Below are 18,798 nucleotides of genomic sequence, written 5' to 3'. Positions count from 1 at the left end.
ATTTTGTGGCTATTGTGTGGTACCCCAGCCACCCCCTCCAGGCGTTTTTACTATGAGCTTGTCTCCCTCTTTTGCAAAGAAGTGGACTTTACCGCCAAGATTATAGGTTTTTCCATCACGCACAAGATAGTTCTCTCCCCTTTTTCCCTCTTTGCCCCCATACAAACCATAGGGTGCAAAGGATCTTCGCTCTGTAAGCAGACTCACTTCCACTGGCTCCAAAAAGCGATATATACGCTCTACACCATCTCCTCCCCTATATTTTCCCTCTCCCCCACTACCATTTCTTAAAGCAAACTTTTCTATCATTACAGGAAAGCGGCTCTCCATCACTTCCACATCTGTAATCTTAGTATTTGTCATATGTGTATGCACACCACTTGCCCCATGAGCTTGCGGTGTAGCTCCAGCCCCACCTGCAATGGTCTCGTAGTAGCCAAAACGCTCATTACCAAAGATAACATTATTCATGCACCCTTGACTTGCTGCAGCTACTTTGAAAGCTTTAAATATCACATCCACTATGCGCTGGCTCGTTGTAACATTGCCACCAACTACTGCCAATTCCTTATCGGGATTGAGAAGCGTCCCTTTTGGAGCGATAATCTCAATATCTTGCAATATTCCATCATTGAGGGGAATATCTCTTTGTAGTATCACGCGCAAGGCATAGAGTACTGCACTTCTAAGCACTGCAAAGGGGGCGTTTTGATTAGAAAGCAGCTGCGGGCTTGAGTTGCTAAAATCAAAAACTACTTTGCCATTTTTCTTATAGACTTGCAAAGCAACTTTTGCTCCGTTATCAAGATAATCTTCGGCACTTGCTGCTTGTAATGAAGCAAAAAAGCTTCTTACGCTCCTTGCGCTCACCTCTTTTATTGCACGAAAAAACCAAGAAAGCTCCTCTTTTAAAGGAAGGAGCGAACGAATCCCCTCCATATTTGCTGCAATCTGCGCTTTTATATCACTTATATTATCTTCAATATTTCTCGCACCAGCACTCTCAAAAATAGATCGCAAAATCTCTTCTGCAAATACTCCCTCCTCTACTACTGCAAAGCTCTCTATAATTGTCCCCTCTTCATGTAAAAACTTTGAAAATGGCGGCATACTTCCAGGCACACTCCCTCCAATATCTGCATGGTGACCGCGGCTTGCCACCCAAAGAAGAGTCTTGCCATCTTCAATATAGGGCGTAGCTACTGTAATATCTGGCAGATGCGAGCCTCCCTCATAAGGAGCATTGGTAATATATGTGGCATTTTTGTACCCTTTGGCAATAATCGCTTTTACCACACTGCTCATAGATCCAAGATGTACTGGAATATGGGGAGCGTTGACAATCAAATTGCCATCTGGATCAAAAATAGCGCAGCTAAAGTCGGCACGCTCTTTGATATTCACGCTCTTTGCACTTTTTTGCAAAATATCACCCATCTTTTTGGCAATAAACTCAAATCTATTTGCTAAAAGAGAGAGTTTTGCCTCTTGGATAACTCTTTGCTCTGCATGCTCTACTTCTATGAGAATATCTCCATACTCATTAATTGAAGCGCGGCTTTTTTGATCAAGCACTACCATAGAGTGCTCCAGTGCGATAAGGGCTGGCCCTTGGATTGTAGCCCCAGCTTTGAGTTCATTAAAAATTGGCACCTCTTGCCATCCCTCATCAAAGTAGACCCGTCCCATTTTTACTGGCTCTACTGTACCTGCTGCAATTTTGGGGCGTTTTGGTTTGGCAGTTGGTTTGATGAGTGTTACTTTGATACTCTCTATCTCTATTTCCCCTACAGGAACAAAGCCAAAAACCTGCTTGTAGCGCTTTAAAAAGTGTTCTTTATAGTTTTCATAAGGCACTTCCAAAGATGTATTAGTACCTTTAAAACGCACAAAGAGACTTCTATACTTTTGATACCTCTCACTTCCAGCCTCTAGTTTTGCAAAATCCTCTTCGAGATTACCGCTTGCCATTGCAATGCGCTCTGTTTTGATATCAGCGTACGCGATACCCACAGCTGAGAGGATACCACTGTGGCGATGGATGAGGATCTTTTTGATGCCAAGTTTTCTCGCCACCCCCACAGCATGCTGCCCACCGGCTCCTCCAAAAACGCAGAGCGTATGCTCTTTGGGATCATAACCCTTTTTGATAGTTATCTCTTTAATTGCGTTTGCCATATGCTCATTTGCTACATCGATAAAGCCCAATGCTATCTCTTCTATCGCTTTTCCAAGCTTTTTTGCTAGTGGCATAAAAGCACTGCAGGCTGCTGCAATATCAAGAGGCTCCTTGCCGCTTTTTCCAAAGACTTTTGGCAAAAAGTCGGGTTCAAGCCTACCAGTAACCGCATTGGCATCGCTAATGCTCAGCTCTCCTCCTCTGCCATAACATACTGGTCCCGGATCACTCCCGCTACTCTCAGGCCCTACTACCAACATCCCCTCTTTCTCAAAAAGTCTACTGCCTCCTCCAGCTGCTACTGTGTGAATATCTACCATAGGATAGTGGATGTAGCAGCCCGCTACCTCATCACTCATTTTAAGCTCTACTTTTCCATCATAGCGGCTCACATCAGTACTCGTTCCTCCCATATCAAAACCAATGAGTGGCACTCCATCATAGATGCTTGAGAGGGCTACCACACCGCCAGCCGGACCACTAAGTAGTGCGTTGATGCCGCGAAACTCTTCAGGCTTGCAAAGCCCTCCATCGCTTTTTATAAAATATATGTTTTTTTGTTTGTCTAGGTTTTTGAGGATCTTTTGCACATACTCTTGCACAACTGGTGTTAAATAGGCATCCACTACTGTAGTATCTGCTCGATCGATTGCTTTTTGCAAGGGAATAACTTCACTTGAAACTGTTACATCAAATTCACGTAATATCTCTTTGATACGTTTTTCATGCTCATCAAATCCGTAGCTATGCAAAAACATTACAGCCACATGCTTATGCTTTGGCTTTGGCACTTCTTGCAGAGGTTGTAGCACTTCAAAGTCACTTCCTTTGGGAATAACTCGCTCATCAACCTCAATCACCTCTTTATAAAGAGGCTGAGGCTTTTTGATATCCAGCGCAAAGAGATCGGCTCTATTTTGGTAGCGAATCTCTAAAATATCTCTAAATCCTTTTGTCACAACAAATGTAAGATCAACCCCTTTGCGCTCAAGCAGTGCATTGGTAGCTACCGTGGTACCAAACCGGATCCACTCAATATCATCCAGCGTAGCTCCCATTTCATCCAGTATCAATTGCACACCATAGCTATTTGGATCCTCATAAAGAGGACTTTCACTCAAAATCTTTTTTGTTATCACCTGTTTATCATCAATAACTGCATAGATATCTGTAAATGTTCCGCCTCTATCGATTGCGATTTTGAGCATGGGTAACCTTCTTGTTAAAATCTTAGGATATTATAATGTAAGAAGGAGCCAAAATGACAAAAATTGTTGCAACACTCGGACCCAGTTCCATTGATAAAATAGAACAACTTATTGAGTCTGGAGTCAATGTCTTTCGCCTCAATTTTAGCCATGCTGATCATAAAACCCATCATACTTCAATCAAAAAGATTCGAGAAACTGCAAAAAAACTAGGAAGCAAAACTGCAATTTTGCAAGATATAAGCGGTCCAAAGATTAGAATAGGTGAGATAGATGGGATACTAGAGCTTAATAAAGGAGACAAAATCCGTCTTGTCAAAGATATGCCACACTCCAAGTATGATCTCACTATCAGTTACCCAGAAATTATCGATGATTTACAAGTTGGTGAGTATGTCTTCTTTGCTGATGGCACCATTAGGGCAAAAGTAATTGCAAAGGAGTATAATAGTGTGACACTCCTTGTCAAAAACTCTGGAGTACTCTCCAGTCGTAAAGGTATCAACTTCCCCCACTCAAATCTTAGCCTCAGCGCCCTCACACCAAAAGATGAAAAGGACTTACGCTTTGGAGCAAAAGAGGGAGTAGATATCGTAGCAATAAGCTTTGTAAATACAGATCAAGATATCGAAAAAGCGCGCAAAATCTTGCACCAAGAGGGGGCAAACCCTTGGCTAGTGGCAAAAATCGAGACAAAAAAAGCGGTAGAAAATCTTGCATCAATCTTACAGGCCAGCGACGGGGTTATGGTAGCACGGGGAGATCTCGGGATTGAAGTAGGCATTGAAAAGGTTCCAGTAATACAAAAACGTATCATTAAAGAGGCCAATCGCTTAGGAAAACCTGTTATAACTGCTACACAGATGCTGCTCTCCATGGTCAACTCCCCTTTTCCTACACGAGCCGAAGTAAGTGATGTAGCAAATGCGGTAATGGATGGGAGCGATGCAGTAATGCTTAGCGATGAAACGACTGTCGGGAAATATCCAGTTGAAGCAGTAGAGACACTACGCAAAGTAATTCAAGAGACAATGAGCATCTATCCCTTTTATAAACACTATGAAGGAAAAGATATCGATGCGATTGCTGGAAGTGTAGCAGACCTTTGCAAATCTATCAGCCCAAAAGCCATTGTCTCCTTTACAAGTAGCGGTACAACAGTCAAAAGCATAGCCAAATATCGCCCTCAAGCACCAATTATTGCTGTGACACATGATAAAAATACTTCCCACAAGCTCTCTTTAGTTTGGGGAGTAGCGCAGATTTTAGAGATGCCAAAAATCAAAAATCCAGAGCACCTCATCCAAAAATTTTTAGACGTAGCACAAAGAGAAAATATTGTGACTCCAGGAGATAGAATCATCCTTACAATGGGAAGTATTGTTGGAAAAGAGGGTACTACAAATATGATACGAGTAGTTGAGGTATAATTAAAGAAAAAAGGAGTGCAATATGAAGTTTTTACTCCCTCTAGCTCTTAGCATGACTCTTATGGCTGACTTTCTCCCTACAAGTCAAAGTTATACACCCTATGAAGATTTTGATGCGATATGCAAAAGCACCTTTGGTCCTCAAGCTACAGTAGCACAGTGGCAAGATATTAAAAAAGCGTATAAAAAAGCAGAAGATAAGAAGAAGTTTCTCGAAGATTTAGATCTAAAAAGGTACGATCAAAGCTATATAATAGAGAATAACACCACTGCCTTTTTTGAAGCAGGAGATAGACACTATATCCTCACCTACCATAACCATAATCTTCCTACAAACTATACCTACCTTGTCCATGACACTATTGATGATCATATGCTCGATCTTGGTTCATGGAGAGATTTTAGCTATCCCGTACTTTGCAATGTCCCCTCAAAAAGGAAGGGCAATTAATGCTCCAAAGAAAAAGGAAAGAAGCCAAAAAACTCCATATAAAATTACAAAAGCGGGGATTGAAGCAAGGGTAAACTTTACCATAAACCACACAAGATCCCAAAAGGGGATCTTAAGCCCCGTAATTATTACCTCTTTTTTCTCTTCCATAATTACTCCACTACACACTGTCTGATATTGTACGCCCGAGGAAACTCAGGGTGCACAAATTCATCATTAACGATCTTCCACTCTCCACGATTAATAAGAACATAGCCAATTTTATTGGTCTTATCGATACATAAAATATTCTTCCCTGCAGCAAAAGCTTTTTTTACACTTTCCATATGATGGAGCCGCCAAGTGTAGTGCGCAATCAATCCCACAAGCAAAAAGATCCCTATAATACTCAATACTTTTTTTGCATTCACCTCCACAAAGGGACGCGTTACCACAAAAACAGCAATTGCAAAAACAAATAGCGCTATAAGAATAAAAACCAGCTCTTCACGAAAAAAATCAGTCAACATTTTCTCTCTCCCATGCTGCAAACGCATCACTAAAATATTTGATGCGTTGCTTTTTAAACTCCCTCGTAGAATAGAGATAGCGATAATCGCGCGGCTCAATCTCTTTTGCAATCTCCTCTACCACCTCTTCTACCTCCTCTTTGCTCTTTCCATGCACCATACTAAAGAGGCTATATGGCCAGTTGGGATAGGTTGGACGCAAATAGCAGTGACTCACAGCCTGATACGCCGCCACTTTCTCTCCTATCTCTGCAGCTCTCTTTTCATCCACATCCCACACCACCATTGCATTGGCATTGAACCCCGCTTTGCGATGGCGCAAAATGGTAGCAAAACGGCGCATATATCCGCCCTCTTGCAATTTTTTAGCCTCATGCATCAATGTATCATAATCAATACCAAGCTCCTCTACTACCTTTGCAAAAGGCTCATATACTGCATCAATATCTTCTTGAAGTAGCTTTATAAGTTGATAATGCAGGGGAGTGAGTTCAAAAGATATTTTCTTCTTTTTCTCTACTTTCTCTTTCTTTTTCCCCATACCCCTGGGATCTAACTGCACTTTGATTTTAAACATCTTTTTTGTAGGCAAAATTATATACTCTTGTGCATTACTCTTTTGCGCTAGAAGCTCCACTGTCTTTTCAAGCCCCAATTTACTTCGTGGCTCAACGGCAATGGTAAACCAGAGATTAAAATCGTGATCTCTTTCATAATTATGTGAAACTCCAGGATGGGTATTGATAATAGCTGCTGCTTCTTCTATATCTTTAGTTTTAAAAGCTACTAGGCTTGATTTATATCCCAACGATTTTGTATCAAATATCCCTGAAGTTTGGCGAATAATATCTTGTGCCTTCAACTCTTTATAAAGCTCTAGAACACTCTCCTCATCACTTCCTAGCTCTTTTGCTAATGCAGCAAAGGGACGCTGTGCTATGGGAAACTCTTTTTGAATAAGCGTCACAAACTCCTCACGCATCCGGTTCCTTCTCTTTTTTTCATAATTGTAATGAGTTTACCATTTTGTATCCTTGATACCTATCAAAATCTTCCAAGGTAAAATTGGTTAATATTACGCAAAGGAGTTATATGAGTTTTTTTCCAGCATATCTCAAACTTGATAACAAAAAGATCCTCGTAGTGGGTGGTGGTAAAATTGCAGGAGACAAGATTTCTCATCTTCTTGATTTTACACACAACATCACCATCATTGCTCCAGAAATTGATGAAAGAGTGCAAGAGTTCATTACTACGCATAGCCTCCCCTATCATAAAAGATCATATCAAACAGGAGATGTAGAGGGCTTTTTCATTGTCATCGTAGCAGTAGATGATCTTGAAGTCCAAAAAACAATCTACGAAGAGTGCCAAAAATATGGAGCTCTTTGCAATGCAGTTGATAGCGTAGAGTATTGTGATTTTATCTTTCCATCCTATATCAAAAAAGGTGAACTCATTATTGCCTTTTCTACAAGTGGCGCTTCACCTGCTCTATCAAAATATCTGCGCCGCGCTATCGAAAAGCTCCTCCCAGCAAATATCGCCTCCTTTTTGCAAGAGCTTAAAACTTTGCGTGCAACTCTTCCCAAAGGCAAAGAGCGAATGGAGCTTCTTGATAAAAAGGCAAAAGAGTATATACAAAAACACTTCAAAGGATAACAATGTTTAGTAAGAAACTGATTTGGGCATTTCTATTTATTTTCATCTTCTTAAGCATTACTGCGCTGTTAGAAAATATGCCAGCACCAAAAAACAAAAGAGTCTATGAAGCTATTTTGCCCTATTTTCCTTATAAAATTACAAAAGAGTTAGGAGGCGTGGATATTGTAAATAAACGTACAGGCAAAGATCTCGATATTGCAAATGCACAAGTCTATTTAGCATATGATGCGATGCTCAAAAAGTGGGGAGAGAAACATCTCAAAGTTGAAGGCAATAAACTCCATATTCTAGACGATAATGGTACAGTTATAAAAACACTCTCACTCAATCAAAAAGAGCTTGCCTGGGTGAAGGAATTTTTCAAAAAATAATGCATAGTGCTATTCAGATTTTTCGCGAACTTTTCTTAGCACTTTTGCTCCTTCAAGCTCAACCAATAACACCTTCCATGAGCTTTTACTGGCAACTTGATGGGAATGTTACAAATTTCAATAATGCTCAAATCTACGATATCGATCTTTTTGACTCCTCTCCTACTCTTATAAAAAAGCTTCATGAACATAACAAAACAGTGATTTGCTACTTTAGTGCAGGAACGTATGAGAATTGGCGTCCTGATATCTCTCTCTTTCCTCAAACCGCCATAGGAGAACCTCTCAATGATTGGCCAGGTGAAAGATGGCTTGATATTCGCGATAGCCATGTAAAAGAGATCATGCGTAAGCGCATCGATCTTGCTCTTAAAAAAGGGTGTGATGGTATTGAACCTGATAATGTTGATGGATTTACCAATGATACAGGATTCTCCCTCAGTTATAGCGATCAGCTAAGATTTAATAGATTTTTAGCATACGAAGCACATAAAAGAGGTTTACTCATCGCTTTAAAAAATGATCCATTCCAAGCAAAAACGCTTGCAAAACTATTTGATTTTGCCATAGTGGAAGAGTGTGTGGAAAATGGCGAATGCGATAAGTATCTTCCCTTTATAGAGCAAAATAAAGCCGTCTATGCAGTTGAGTATGAGTATGCACCCTTCCAAGAGGGGTGCCAAAAGTACAATCGCTTTAAATTCTATTTTGCTTCACCCTCTCTTGATGGCTCACTATGGCAAGAGTGTTACGGAGCATCAAGAAAATAGATGAGTCCAACACCTTTATGAACTACTTCAGGAAAGGTTAGCACTTTACTACCACCATATTTGAGGCGAAAGATATTAAGAGTATCTTTATTGCGCACAGGAATGAGATCATCCCCCTTTGGCCCTTGCAAGCGACTTCCAAAAACATAGAGCGCACCTTCGGCCTTTATCCACTCTCCGCTAATGTAGTCTTTGACAAGGAGCTTTTTAAAATCGGTCTCCTTTTTTATCTTATATTCAGGAAATTCGTAGGGGCGCAAATAGAAATAAAACATCGATTTAGGACAGCAAAAGAGAATTGTCTTGCCATTTGCAAGCTCTATTTTTGCCTGGAACTTAGGATTTTTATTTACATCAAGATGGTAAATAGGGTCAAGAGTTGCTTTTTGAGAGCTCTTACTATCCTTTGACGCATTTTGTCCAAAAAGTAGCGTAACAAAGAGAAATATTGCAAAAATTTTTTTCATATACACTCCTTTAGAGTAGATCCCGTTTTTTGAAAAAGTAATAGCCTAACATCGCAAAGAGTATGCCTAATACTAAAGGATAGAGCACTGCATAAAACAGTATCATCGTATGACCAAAGGTATCAAGCAAAAAGTATGCAACAGGCCCCATCACTGTAAGCTCTGGATCAAAAAGACTAATAGCCCCTACGCGAAACACCTCTAAAGGATTGAGAAGCGAAAGAGCAATAATGAGATCATCATTCCATCTATTTGCAAGCATCAGTCCTATAAGAGCAATATCGATAAAGGCAAGAAGCGTTATCCAAACTACAAAGCTAGCCCCCAGTGCAACATCGTGAGATTTCACAATAGTAGAGATAAAAAATGCTATTCCTAAAAATGCAGCACACAGGCTAAACAAAAATCCACTATAGACAAAAAGCATCTTCCACGGAAGCTCCCCACCTTTAAATACTCCCCAAACAATTCCTAAAACAAGTGCTAAAAACACAGGGAAAAAGACGATAAAAAAGCGTCCCAACATCTTTCCCCAGTAGTACTCTTTGAGCGATACCGGAAATGAGAGCATATACTCTAAAATAGCACTCTCACGATCGCCGGAGATAGATTTGACAGTAGTTATCAAAATAAAAATAGGCAAAATAACGATTGTCACTTGCATATAAACTAGCAGCAAGCGACTAAGGCCGGTAAATCCCATGACAACACTATCTGTAATCCCTGTAACAAAAAAGAGCGCCATCAATCCGCCAAATACAAGGAGATAAACAAAAAACCATTTGCTACGCGTTGACTCTTTAATATCGAGTTTTGCTATCAAAAAGAGATTTTTCATCGTCCAATCTTCTCTACGGCTTTTCTTACCTCATCAAAACTCAAAGCATCTTTTGGCGCTTCTTGTGGGGTAAGCGCTCCAAATCCATACCCCATTGGTGTAATATAGTTTTGCACGTATTTTGCCTTTTTTGCATCGATCCATTTACCCGTCTTGGCATCAGTAATCCAGATCTTTTTGATTTTTATTTCAGGATGCTCGAGCTTATGCCATAAGAAGTAGCATCCAATATCATCAAACTTATATACTCTTCCTTGCTCATCCACCGCTTGCACTGCAAATTTTCGCTCACTAATTGCCATTTTACACCGCTCGCACATGTCTCGATCCCAGTGCATCTTTGCTGGCTCTTTGGTATAGTCTTTTTTCGAGCATCCCCAAAAAGCTAAAGAGATAAAAATTAGAATTATCCAATATCTAATGTCTACTGTCCAATATCTAAACTCTCTCATCTTCAACCACTTTGCCTAAATCCATATATATTTTTCTATTAACAAGACTCTCTACCTCTTCAAGACGGTGAGTTATATATATTGTCGAAGTTTTAGCATCTAGCTCCTCTAAAAGGTTATAAAACTTCTCTCTCGCTTTCGGATCGAGATTGGCTGTTGGCTCATCAAAAATAAGCATCTTGCTCTTTTTTGCCAATGCAATGGCTATGAGCATTTTCTGCTTCATTCCGCCGCTGAGCTTAAAAAATGGCTTACTCAAGTTTTGCTCAAGTGCAAGATCCAGTCTCTTTGCCTCTTCAAAGATAGCTTGAGGCACAACTTGCGAGCTTTTTGCCACATACTCAATAAGCTCAGTGAGGCTCAGTTTAATAGGTGGCGGTGTTTGAGGAATGAAGCTGATATTTGTGAGCACTCTTTGGCGCATCTTTATTGGAGAGAGGCCATCTACCTCAATGGAGCCACTATCGAGATGGTAAAAGCCCAAAATGGAACGCACAAGAGTGGTTTTGCCAGCTCCATTGGGCCCCATGAGAGCAATTTTATCACCATCTTCTATAGTTAAATTTACATGATCTAAGACATTGACATCTAAAAAGCGCTTCACAGCCTCTTTAATTACTATCATACCAGATTCTTCAACCTAAACTCAAAATTGTATGCATCTTCGTGACACACATCAAAACATCTCGCACACATTATACAATCACCATCTTTAACAAACTCTTTTGTAATCCCTTTTTCTTTGCGCTCTTCATCATATTTAGCTTTAAAACGCTCTAAAACATGTTCCTCTGGACAAGCAATAAAACAAGCAGCACAGTGATCACACTTATCCATATCCCACTGCACCTTCATAGGGCTTACCCAGCCAATAAAAGCATAGGTTGTACCAATAGGGCAGACATACTTACACCATGCACGGCGAGAATAGAAGATCTCTATTAAAAGTATTACTAAAACCCAAACAATAGCTAAACTCCAACCATACACAATAAAACGGCTTAAAATCCCTACTGGATTTATCACTTCAAAAACCATATAACCATCAATCGCAGCTGCTGCTAGGAAAATCGCCCAAAAGATGTAGCGTACTTTTGGATTGAATTTATGCTCTTTGATAATATGTTTACTCACAAGCTTTTGATGAAAATACTCCCCTATCTCGCTCAAGAGCCCATAGGGGCATACCCATCCGCAAAAAGCCTTTCCTCCTACCAAAAAATAAAACCCCACAATGGTAGAGACACCAATAATGATATTGGTATGTACCTCATGCTCAGCTGCTAAAATTTCTAATGCAGCAAACGGATCAATGAGGTGAAATCCAAGGAGCCTTGATCCCGTCAATGTCCCTTCCAAAAACTGTATATCTATATGGTAGGATAAAAAGAAGGCAACATTGATGATAATGACACTAAGCCATCGCCAAAACCGCCAGGTTGGGCGGATTTTTCCCTCTTTTGTACGGTAGTAGAGAGTTGACCATAAAGGAGCATTAATAAGCTCCCTCACACTCCAGCTATATTTATCCACTTCCTCCCCCTCTTATTGTGCCTCTTTGAGTTTTTGAGCAAATGATCCAATCTCCGTTGCCAAATCATCAAGTTCTTTATCATCAAGCTGTTGCAAAAGCCCATACATTACATAGTTTTTACGTTTACCAGATTTAAAATCTTTGAGTGCTTGCAAAATATACTCTTTATTTTTGCCAATAAGTTTTGGTCCCACTGCTCCCTCTCCATTGATACCGTGGCATGATGCACAGTTTCTTCTATAAGTGGTACTTACTTCAAATGCACTCATACGTCCTGCTTTTTCTTTGAGGACCTTAAGCTTTTTCTCCTCTTCACTCTCTTCAGCTTTTTGCGGCTGTTGTGTTGGTGTGGCTTTCTTCGCCATAGGTACCTCAAGCTTGCTCTTTTGGATAATTTCATGAATCATCTGTAATCTATTTACCTCTTGATCAAGCTTTGCCATATACAAAATTGCCCATACAGTTAATGCTGCTGCTATTGCTGCTATGATGTGTCGTATCATTTTTGATCCTTTTGTCCATTTTGCTCAAGAAGTTTTTGCACTTTTTTATTAAATGCTGCTATCTCATCTGCTAAGTGTTTGAGTTGCTCATCACTTAAACGCCTTACAAGTTGTACCATAAGCACATTTTTTCTCTTACCGGATTTGAAATCTTGTAACTGCTTATAAATATAAGCCCCATCTTTACCTAAAAGCGATGGCCCAATGACTCCATTTGCATAGTCATCGTGACAAGCAGAGCAGTAGATGAGAAAATCTTTACTTAGCTTATTTGCCCACAGTGAAATCTGCACTTTTTGATAGTTGTTTACAACATGGCGATATGCGCCTAACCTTGTATATCTTCCTTCATCCTCAACTTCCTCTTTTTTCTTGTTCCCTTCATTGTAGGAGTAGTAAAACTCTCCTTTATCAAGAGATTTTTTCTGTGCCTTTTTCTCTTTAACAACACCCTCAGTTACCTTTATCTGCCCCTGAGCTTCCGCTTGTTTTTCCTGCTGCTCTTTCTTTTCACCACATCCACTCAGTGCAAAAAGCAAAGCTATTATGATTAAACTATTACCTATTTTCATTTATTAAGCCTTTTTTCCATAAACCTCATCATAGGTTTTTCTTGGAATTATTTTGAGTACATCAGTAGGACAGAGCTCTACACAGGCTCCACAGCCTACACATTTGCTTCTAATTTCTGGAATGTAACCTTTTCCTTTTTGCACCATTCCAATAGCTAAAGATTGCTCAGGATAGGGGCAAAGATCAGCACAAATTGTACACTGTTTCCCTACATACTTTTCTACTTTTTTCAAAAGCTCAACTTGTAGTGTCCTCTTTTCACTTGGATTTGGAAGATCATAAACTTTTTTCTCTCTTCTCTCAGCAGGCGTCAACACTTTTGTATGATCATATATGAGATCTCTCTCACTTTCTGGAACCGGTTTATTATAAAGGGCAAGACATGCATTTTCATTAGCAATGATAGCCACACCCATATGGGTTTTGCGCACATCATCAGCATCTTCATGCTTGAGTGCACCACTTGGACAAGCTAAAATACATGGCAATGCCTTACAAAGATAACAACCTCTTTTATCTGGATCAATATAAGCAGTTCCAACTCCGGCTTTACCATTAACATCTTCTAACATAATCGCATCATAAGGACACACCTGCAAACATTGTCCACATTTAATACACAGAGCCAAAAATTGATGCTCTGGCATTGCACCTGGAGGACGCAGTGGGGACTCCTCTCGTTCTAGCAGCTCTTTGCCACCCCACACGGTTCCGGCTGCTGCCACTCCAAGCACGCCAAGCCCTACCATCTGCTTTACAAAATCTCTTCTTTTTTTATCTTTCATGACACCCCCTCTTCATACATCAAAGGCTTTGGATCGCTCAAGAGCTTAATAGGCTCTGAAATTGGAGCAAGTTTGTATAAGAAGTTGAGAATACTAATAACTGGCGAAGCATAAAAAAAACGCACATTGGGATTGAGCAGCCAGAGTTTATCTGCATAGTAATAAAGCGTGTAGGGGATATCTCCAATTCCATCCCCATCTTTATCAATCCCTTGGTAATCATCCCAGTAATTTTCATACCATTTATTCATAACTGCATGAATCCTCCCCTGCCCCGAATCATCATAGACATTCTCCATATTGCCTTTGAAGATATTTTTTGTAATCACATTATCAGTGCTTAGTGAATGAAAATGCATTCCTATTGAGTTATAGAGAATCTTGTTTCCCACAATTTTATTACTTTGACCTGGTTCAAATGGGGATCTATCAATATACATCCCCTTCGCACAGTAGAGGATTGTATTATTTTTTATAACAAAATTGGAAGCATCTTTAAGCCCAATCCCCATACCAGTTGTGCCTAAAGAGCTCATGACAATATTATTTTCTGCAATAGTATCTCGCGAATACATAAAAAATATTCCAACACTATTGTGCTTATAGATATTTTTGCGCACAATATTTTTACCTGCATACATAAAGTGCAAACTATAGCGGCCATACTCCCCTATATTACCTTCAATGAGATTACCATGACTATACCACACTACAAAATCTCTCGATTTGTAGAGATGGTTATTTTTTAGAACATTATCATTGCTATACCATAACCTTACCCCATCACCGCGAATACCAAGAGGAAAAGGCTTTGAAGTGATATAGTTTCCTATAATTTTTGAGTTTTTGACATTTTGCAAATCTATACCAAAGAGCGAGTTAAGAATTTTACAGTTGCGTATTTGTACAAAGGCAGCATCTTTTACTGAAATCCCAGCATCTACCTTTTCATGCTCTTTCCCACTATTGCGGATAGTAAGATCTTGCAAAATAACATTAGAACTACGAACCTTTATAACAGTACCTTTACCTTCTCCATCAATAATCGTATCGTGCCCTACTAGCATGAGAGGCTTATTTATCGTAATAGAGCCTTTGAGCACGCCTTTTGGCAGATCTAGCCTTGCACCAGGCTTAGCTTTATTGATCGCCTCTTGCAAAATATTGGCGTGCAAAACAGCTCCAATACATACTAGCAGGGCTACTCTGCGCATTAAGCCTCTTTTTGCTTGAGATAGTTGTTTTTTGAAATAATTGCTAAAAGCGTAAAGAGGCTAATTGCTAATAGTAGCCAAAAGCCGATTGTTGGATAGGAGTGTGTGGTAAATTGCGCCACTTTTCCATCCCCAAAGACTGTTGGCATAAACGGTTTAATTTTAAAGGCTCCCCAATCGTGCATATGGTGACCAAACCAATAGAGCCAGTAAGCGTAAAATCCCAAGAAGATAAGAGGAAGTGCTACAGCTATCCACATTATTAAGTTAAGCCATTTCCAATCATAGAGAATAAAGAGAACATACGCAAAAGCCAAAAGTACAAGTACATATGGTGCAATCATACGTAAATATGGAGCACCTCTTTCCATTGGATCCATACCAATAAAGTGATTAATTGTATTCATCTCATGCACATCACCGCTAAAACCATCGAAATGGTAATAGACAGGGATCCCTTCAGGAAATGCATCTTTTGGATAGTTAGGTGCTTCGAGTGCTACATACCAGATCGGTGCACTTGCAACACCAATCTCAGCATTGTACTCTATCATCTTTTTGAGAATTGGATTTTTGTTTTTATCCAATGCTTCAGGCGGAGTATTAGGACTTACATAGCGTCCCTTCATATAGTAATCCCACACCTTATAGGCTATCGGAGGAATTTTATCCGCTTTACCCTGTTTAGCCAAATAGTTTACATCATGTGTCAAAACTGCTGGCACTACGAACCAATACAGCAATATTGCCAACGCAATGAGAGCGTAGACTTGATACTTCTTCATCTTCTCTTCCTTCATTGAGTATTAGTAGTATCTTACCACTTTTTTTTATCAAAGTATAATGATATACATCAAAAATTACCAAATGTTATTTTTATTATTTGATTATATTATAAAAGTATGGCGATATTGTGGCTTTACAAAACAAATAATAAAAATAACATTGATGTGTATAGTAAAAGGGGGGCAAAAAGGCCCCTTGAGAATTAGAAGAGGTTGGCGTTTTCGTCAACCCATTTGAGGTATTCGATGATATCTTTGATCTCTTGATCGCTCATATGCTGATTAGGCATGCGGAGATTGAAGTAGTCAATCATCGCTTTAACATACGGATCGTTATATTTGCTAGCAGGATTTTTAATAAATTCTGCTACCCATTTTTCACCGTTTTCATGGCGTTTGAGAACACCTACAAGGTCTGGTCCAGAGCTCACCTTACCGATAACGTGACATCCGTTACATCCACCTTCTGCAAATGCAGCTTCACCACGTTTTGCAGCTTCACTCATAGGAGTAGCAAGTTTTCTTACTAGCAAGTCTTTTGCTCTAATACCAACATCGGCAGTTTTTACAAGATATTGCCAAGCTTGATATTGGAAGTTGATAGCTGTTTCTATATCGCCTTTTTTGAGCGCTTCTTCAGCTTTTTTCTCTTCAGCTGGCACTTTGTTAAACTGATCCATAGCATCTTCAACGAGCTGTTTTACAACAGGATATTTTTCATAGTGATTCTCTTTGAGGAATTTCACTACGCTTTGAATAACTTTTTTAGTCGCTTCGTTGAGAGCAACTGTTTTTTTATACTCTTTCATGAGCTGCTCTTTGCTCATTTTTTTGAGTTTGATTTTTTTGACAGATTTATATTTTTTGTTTGGATCTTTTACAAGCAAGTAACCCATCATTTCAAGGTGCAATGCTGAACAGAATTCTGTACAGTAGTATGGGAATACACCTTCACGGTCTGCTTTGAATGTTACAGCAACTGTCTTACCAGGCTCAAGTGATGCGTGGACATTGTACCAGTCAACTGTAAACCCATGTGTCTCATCTTCTGCACGCTCAAGGTTAGTGAGGTAGAATGTGACAATATCACCTTTATTCACAGTTACGTGCTCTGGGTTGATATGGCTTCTAACAAGTGTACCATATACATAGACATGATTACCTTTACGAACAATTTTTTCTTGTCCAGCAAGTGTTTTTCCTTCATGAACCTTTCCAGTAAATGGATTAGTTCCCATTGGGTAGCGTACTTCTGGATGGAGTTTGCTTGCGCGAATTGCAACTGCTTGGTGAGGCTCACCTAGTGGCACTGGCATATCATAGAGCAACTTCATCTTCTTACCACTGATATCAATGAGCTGATGGTTTTGTGGATGAAGTGGTCCAATTGGATTGAATCTATCGATTGCAAGTTTATTTAATGCAATAATATATTCGCCTTGTGGATCTTCAGTTTTTCCTTCCATACCACAAAGGTGTCCGATGTTGTAATTCACATTTACTCTATCTTTTACTTCACAGGTGAGATAATCCCATTTTACAACTTGAGAGTCAACATAGAGTGAAGTATAAATTTCCCCTTCTGTTTTCCATTTTGGTCCATACTGGTTATGTAGTGGTCCAAGACCAAGCTCAGCTTGACAATGCATAGCTTTTTTCATATCAATAATAGGAATACCGTAAGGATCTTTTCCAGCAAAATCGTGATTTTTCACTGCTTCCATAATCTTTTTGAAATCATACACAGTTGCATGGGTATCAAGCTTACCACACACAACAATATAGCGTCCATCTGGGCTTACATCAACACCATGTGGTGATTTTGGTTCTGGAATGAGGAAGAGACAATCATTTTTTACTGCCACTTCAATAGGAATTACTTTAATTCCATTAATAACTTTCACATTTTTTGGATCTTTTGCAAGTTCTGCAAGCTTTCTCCAGTTATATACATGCAGATAGTCAGTATCGTTACGACTCATTCCCGCTTCAAATGGAGGAAGACCTTTTTCAATACCACCTGTATATAACTCTGAGTTGAATGAGTTAGTAAATCCCCATCCATAACTCATCTCTTTACCTGCATCACTCAAATCTTGCATATATGGTGGCATCTCTATAACAAAAGATTCATCTTTTATTACACGACCATTTTCATGATCAAATTTCCAACATGTCACACCACCACGATAAACATCTGCATACTCTTCCATCGGATGATATTCATTATCAAATGGTGCACCATACTGACACGCTTCAAGAATATATTCACTATTTGGTGTAAAAAATGCACCACCATGATCTGATTTAAAAACAGGGTTAACAACTATCTGTTTTGTTACGAAGTCTTTGAGATCAATAATAGCGATTCTTGGGTTTGCTTTATCATTGATTGCAAGCCATTTTCCATCATATACACCATTAGTTTCACTAATAGCTGGGTGGTGCGTATCACCCCATGTTATTGGCTTACCTCGATACCATCCCTCTTTGAGGACTTTTTTTGTATCATCATCATAACCCCAACCTTGCCATGGCTCTGGCGTAAAAACACCTATAAACTTCAATATACGCATTGATGGAACGCCATAAACCATTATCTGACCAGACTGTCCACCAGAACTGAATACTATATACTTATCTCTTCCTCCTGATGGAGTATAGGTTTTGGCAGCAGCCAAAATGTCATCTTGGGTAAGACCCCGCTCTTTCATGATCTTTTCAAGTTCACTCTGCGCAACAGCAGCACTCGAGACCAGCCCTACCGCAGCGGCAAGACTTAAGAGCCGTTTAAATGTTCGCCTCATAGATACCTCCTTTATGTTAAATGGGCGTTAAAAAAATTATAGGCCAACGTCCCTTACTCAAAGCTTAAAAATTACCTAGTTTTATAAAAATTTTTACTTTTTTTTATCAAAAAAATGAAAAGGGTTTAAGAATTGTGACATTTTGGTGACAGACATAGATTTGTCATAAAATTGCCACTTTTTGGAGTATTTGTAGTGTAAAAATTTTCATAAATTTTATAATGCGAAATATTTCTTTAAAGAAATTGATTTATATC

The 18,798-nt window shown here is 39.4% G+C and carries 19 protein-coding genes; 5 read left to right on the top strand and 14 right to left on the bottom strand.

Annotation, left to right across the window (positions count from 1 at the left end):
• Positions 1-9: 9 nt before the first annotated feature.
• Complete coding sequence (locus NITER_RS09135) at positions 10-3,387, bottom strand: hydantoinase B/oxoprolinase family protein (RefSeq protein WP_084274850.1); 3,378 nt, start codon at positions 3,385-3,387, stop codon at positions 10-12.
• Between the two features lie 53 nt (positions 3,388-3,440).
• Here NITER_RS09135 and pyk point away from each other — a divergent pair, with 53 nt between their 5' ends.
• Together pyk and NITER_RS09125 are read left to right on the top strand one after the other, a co-directional pair.
• A complete protein-coding gene (gene pyk / locus NITER_RS09130; RefSeq protein WP_084274851.1) occupies positions 3,441-4,817 on the top strand; it encodes a pyruvate kinase in 1,377 nt (458 codons plus the stop codon).
• Between the two features lie 22 nt (positions 4,818-4,839).
• On the top strand, positions 4,840-5,268 hold the full coding sequence (locus NITER_RS09125) for a hypothetical protein (RefSeq protein WP_084274852.1): 429 nt from the start codon (positions 4,840-4,842) through the stop codon (positions 5,266-5,268).
• A 152-nt stretch (positions 5,269-5,420) separates the two neighbouring features.
• On the opposite strand, the gene NITER_RS09120 is transcribed toward NITER_RS09125, so the two are convergent.
• Positions 5,421-5,777, bottom strand: a complete 357-nt coding sequence (locus tag NITER_RS09120; RefSeq protein WP_084274853.1) for a hypothetical protein — start codon at positions 5,775-5,777, stop codon at positions 5,421-5,423.
• Positions 5,767-6,759: a siroheme decarboxylase subunit alpha gene (gene ahbA / locus NITER_RS09115; protein ID WP_084274854.1), complete on the bottom strand. Its 993-nt coding sequence runs from the start codon at positions 6,757-6,759 to the stop codon at positions 5,767-5,769. The genes NITER_RS09120 and ahbA overlap by 11 nt, the downstream gene beginning before the upstream one ends.
• Before the next feature lie 110 nt (positions 6,760-6,869).
• On the opposite strand from ahbA, the gene NITER_RS09110 reads away from it, so the two are divergent.
• From NITER_RS09110 to NITER_RS09100, 3 genes are read left to right on the top strand one after another with little or no spacing between them, the layout of a single operon-like run.
• The gene (locus NITER_RS09110; RefSeq protein ID WP_084274855.1) at positions 6,870-7,439 is read left to right on the top strand and encodes a precorrin-2 dehydrogenase/sirohydrochlorin ferrochelatase family protein; all 570 of its coding nucleotides are present in this window, start codon (positions 6,870-6,872) and stop codon (positions 7,437-7,439) included.
• A gap of 2 nt (positions 7,440-7,441) precedes the next feature.
• A complete protein-coding gene (locus NITER_RS09105; RefSeq protein ID WP_084274856.1) occupies positions 7,442-7,813 on the top strand; it encodes a hypothetical protein in 372 nt (123 codons plus the stop codon).
• Positions 7,813-8,583, top strand: a complete 771-nt coding sequence (locus NITER_RS09100) for an endo alpha-1,4 polygalactosaminidase (protein WP_084274857.1) — start codon at positions 7,813-7,815, stop codon at positions 8,581-8,583. Before NITER_RS09105 ends, NITER_RS09100 begins: the two co-directional genes overlap by 1 nt.
• Here NITER_RS09100 and NITER_RS09095 read toward each other — a convergent pair.
• The 11 genes from NITER_RS09095 to nosZ form a co-directional block, all read right to left on the bottom strand.
• Positions 8,562-9,050 (bottom strand): nitrous oxide reductase accessory protein NosL, encoded by a 489-nt coding sequence (locus NITER_RS09095; protein ID WP_084274858.1) that lies wholly within the window; start codon positions 9,048-9,050, stop codon positions 8,562-8,564. The two genes, NITER_RS09100 and NITER_RS09095, sit on opposite strands and share 22 nt — an antisense overlap.
• A 10-nt stretch (positions 9,051-9,060) precedes the next feature.
• A complete protein-coding gene (locus tag NITER_RS09090; RefSeq protein ID WP_084274859.1) occupies positions 9,061-9,888 on the bottom strand; it encodes an ABC transporter permease in 828 nt (275 codons plus the stop codon).
• On the bottom strand, positions 9,885-10,340 hold the full coding sequence (locus NITER_RS09085) for a nitrous oxide reductase accessory protein NosL (protein WP_084274860.1): 456 nt from the start codon (positions 10,338-10,340) through the stop codon (positions 9,885-9,887). Before NITER_RS09085 ends, NITER_RS09090 begins: the two co-directional genes overlap by 4 nt.
• Positions 10,327-10,965: an ABC transporter ATP-binding protein gene (locus NITER_RS09080; protein ID WP_084274861.1), complete on the bottom strand. Its 639-nt coding sequence runs from the start codon at positions 10,963-10,965 to the stop codon at positions 10,327-10,329. Before NITER_RS09080 ends, NITER_RS09085 begins: the two co-directional genes overlap by 14 nt.
• Positions 10,962-11,873 carry a NapH/MauN family ferredoxin-type protein gene (locus NITER_RS09075; protein WP_084274862.1) on the bottom strand — a complete coding sequence of 304 codons (912 nt, stop codon included), beginning with the start codon at positions 11,871-11,873 and terminating at the stop codon, positions 10,962-10,964. The genes NITER_RS09080 and NITER_RS09075 overlap by 4 nt, the downstream gene beginning before the upstream one ends.
• Before the next feature lie 12 nt (positions 11,874-11,885).
• Entirely contained in the window at positions 11,886-12,377 is a 492-nt protein-coding gene (locus NITER_RS09070) for a c-type cytochrome (protein ID WP_084274863.1), read from the bottom strand.
• Positions 12,374-12,949 (bottom strand): c-type cytochrome, encoded by a 576-nt coding sequence (locus tag NITER_RS09065; RefSeq protein WP_084274864.1) that lies wholly within the window; start codon positions 12,947-12,949, stop codon positions 12,374-12,376. Before NITER_RS09065 ends, NITER_RS09070 begins: the two co-directional genes overlap by 4 nt.
• 3 nt (positions 12,950-12,952) lie before the next feature.
• Positions 12,953-13,735 carry a 4Fe-4S dicluster domain-containing protein gene (locus NITER_RS09060; RefSeq protein WP_084274865.1) on the bottom strand — a complete coding sequence of 261 codons (783 nt, stop codon included), beginning with the start codon at positions 13,733-13,735 and terminating at the stop codon, positions 12,953-12,955.
• On the bottom strand, positions 13,732-14,949 hold the full coding sequence (locus NITER_RS09055; protein ID WP_084274866.1) for a nitrous oxide reductase family maturation protein NosD: 1,218 nt from the start codon (positions 14,947-14,949) through the stop codon (positions 13,732-13,734). The genes NITER_RS09060 and NITER_RS09055 overlap by 4 nt, the downstream gene beginning before the upstream one ends.
• A complete protein-coding gene (locus tag NITER_RS09050; RefSeq protein WP_084274867.1) occupies positions 14,949-15,734 on the bottom strand; it encodes a cytochrome C in 786 nt (261 codons plus the stop codon). Before NITER_RS09050 ends, NITER_RS09055 begins: the two co-directional genes overlap by 1 nt.
• Before the next feature lie 203 nt (positions 15,735-15,937).
• Positions 15,938-18,541: a Sec-dependent nitrous-oxide reductase gene (nosZ, locus tag NITER_RS09045; RefSeq protein WP_084274868.1), complete on the bottom strand. Its 2,604-nt coding sequence runs from the start codon at positions 18,539-18,541 to the stop codon at positions 15,938-15,940.
• Positions 18,542-18,798: the final 257 nt, after the last annotated feature.

The organism is Nitratiruptor tergarcus DSM 16512 (assembly GCF_027946175.1).
Lineage (GTDB): Bacteria > Campylobacterota > Campylobacteria > Campylobacterales > Nitratiruptoraceae > Nitratiruptor > Nitratiruptor tergarcus.
Note: the sequence above shows the minus strand (reverse complement) of the source record. Positions and strands in the feature narration are given on the sequence as shown.

Coding starts and splice junctions, on each gene's coding strand:
- NITER_RS09135 (WP_084274850.1), bottom strand. CDS start 3,387: ATGCTCAAAATCGCAATCGATAGAGGCGGAACATTTACAGATATCTAT.
- pyk (WP_084274851.1), top strand. CDS start 3,441: ATGACAAAAATTGTTGCAACACTCGGACCCAGTTCCATTGATAAAATA.
- NITER_RS09125 (WP_084274852.1), top strand. CDS start 4,840: ATGAAGTTTTTACTCCCTCTAGCTCTTAGCATGACTCTTATGGCTGAC.
- NITER_RS09120 (WP_084274853.1), bottom strand. CDS start 5,777: ATGTTGACTGATTTTTTTCGTGAAGAGCTGGTTTTTATTCTTATAGCG.
- ahbA (WP_084274854.1), bottom strand. CDS start 6,759: ATGCGTGAGGAGTTTGTGACGCTTATTCAAAAAGAGTTTCCCATAGCA.
- NITER_RS09110 (WP_084274855.1), top strand. CDS start 6,870: ATGAGTTTTTTTCCAGCATATCTCAAACTTGATAACAAAAAGATCCTC.
- NITER_RS09105 (WP_084274856.1), top strand. CDS start 7,442: ATGTTTAGTAAGAAACTGATTTGGGCATTTCTATTTATTTTCATCTTC.
- NITER_RS09100 (WP_084274857.1), top strand. CDS start 7,813: ATGCATAGTGCTATTCAGATTTTTCGCGAACTTTTCTTAGCACTTTTG.
- NITER_RS09095 (WP_084274858.1), bottom strand. CDS start 9,050: ATGAAAAAAATTTTTGCAATATTTCTCTTTGTTACGCTACTTTTTGGA.
- NITER_RS09090 (WP_084274859.1), bottom strand. CDS start 9,888: ATGAAAAATCTCTTTTTGATAGCAAAACTCGATATTAAAGAGTCAACG.
- NITER_RS09085 (WP_084274860.1), bottom strand. CDS start 10,340: ATGAGAGAGTTTAGATATTGGACAGTAGACATTAGATATTGGATAATT.
- NITER_RS09080 (WP_084274861.1), bottom strand. CDS start 10,965: ATGATAGTAATTAAAGAGGCTGTGAAGCGCTTTTTAGATGTCAATGTC.
- NITER_RS09070 (WP_084274863.1), bottom strand. CDS start 12,377: ATGATACGACACATCATAGCAGCAATAGCAGCAGCATTAACTGTATGG.
- NITER_RS09065 (WP_084274864.1), bottom strand. CDS start 12,949: ATGAAAATAGGTAATAGTTTAATCATAATAGCTTTGCTTTTTGCACTG.
- NITER_RS09060 (WP_084274865.1), bottom strand. CDS start 13,735: ATGAAAGATAAAAAAAGAAGAGATTTTGTAAAGCAGATGGTAGGGCTT.
- NITER_RS09055 (WP_084274866.1), bottom strand. CDS start 14,949: ATGCGCAGAGTAGCCCTGCTAGTATGTATTGGAGCTGTTTTGCACGCC.
- NITER_RS09050 (WP_084274867.1), bottom strand. CDS start 15,734: ATGAAGAAGTATCAAGTCTACGCTCTCATTGCGTTGGCAATATTGCTG.
- nosZ (WP_084274868.1), bottom strand. CDS start 18,541: ATGAGGCGAACATTTAAACGGCTCTTAAGTCTTGCCGCTGCGGTAGGG.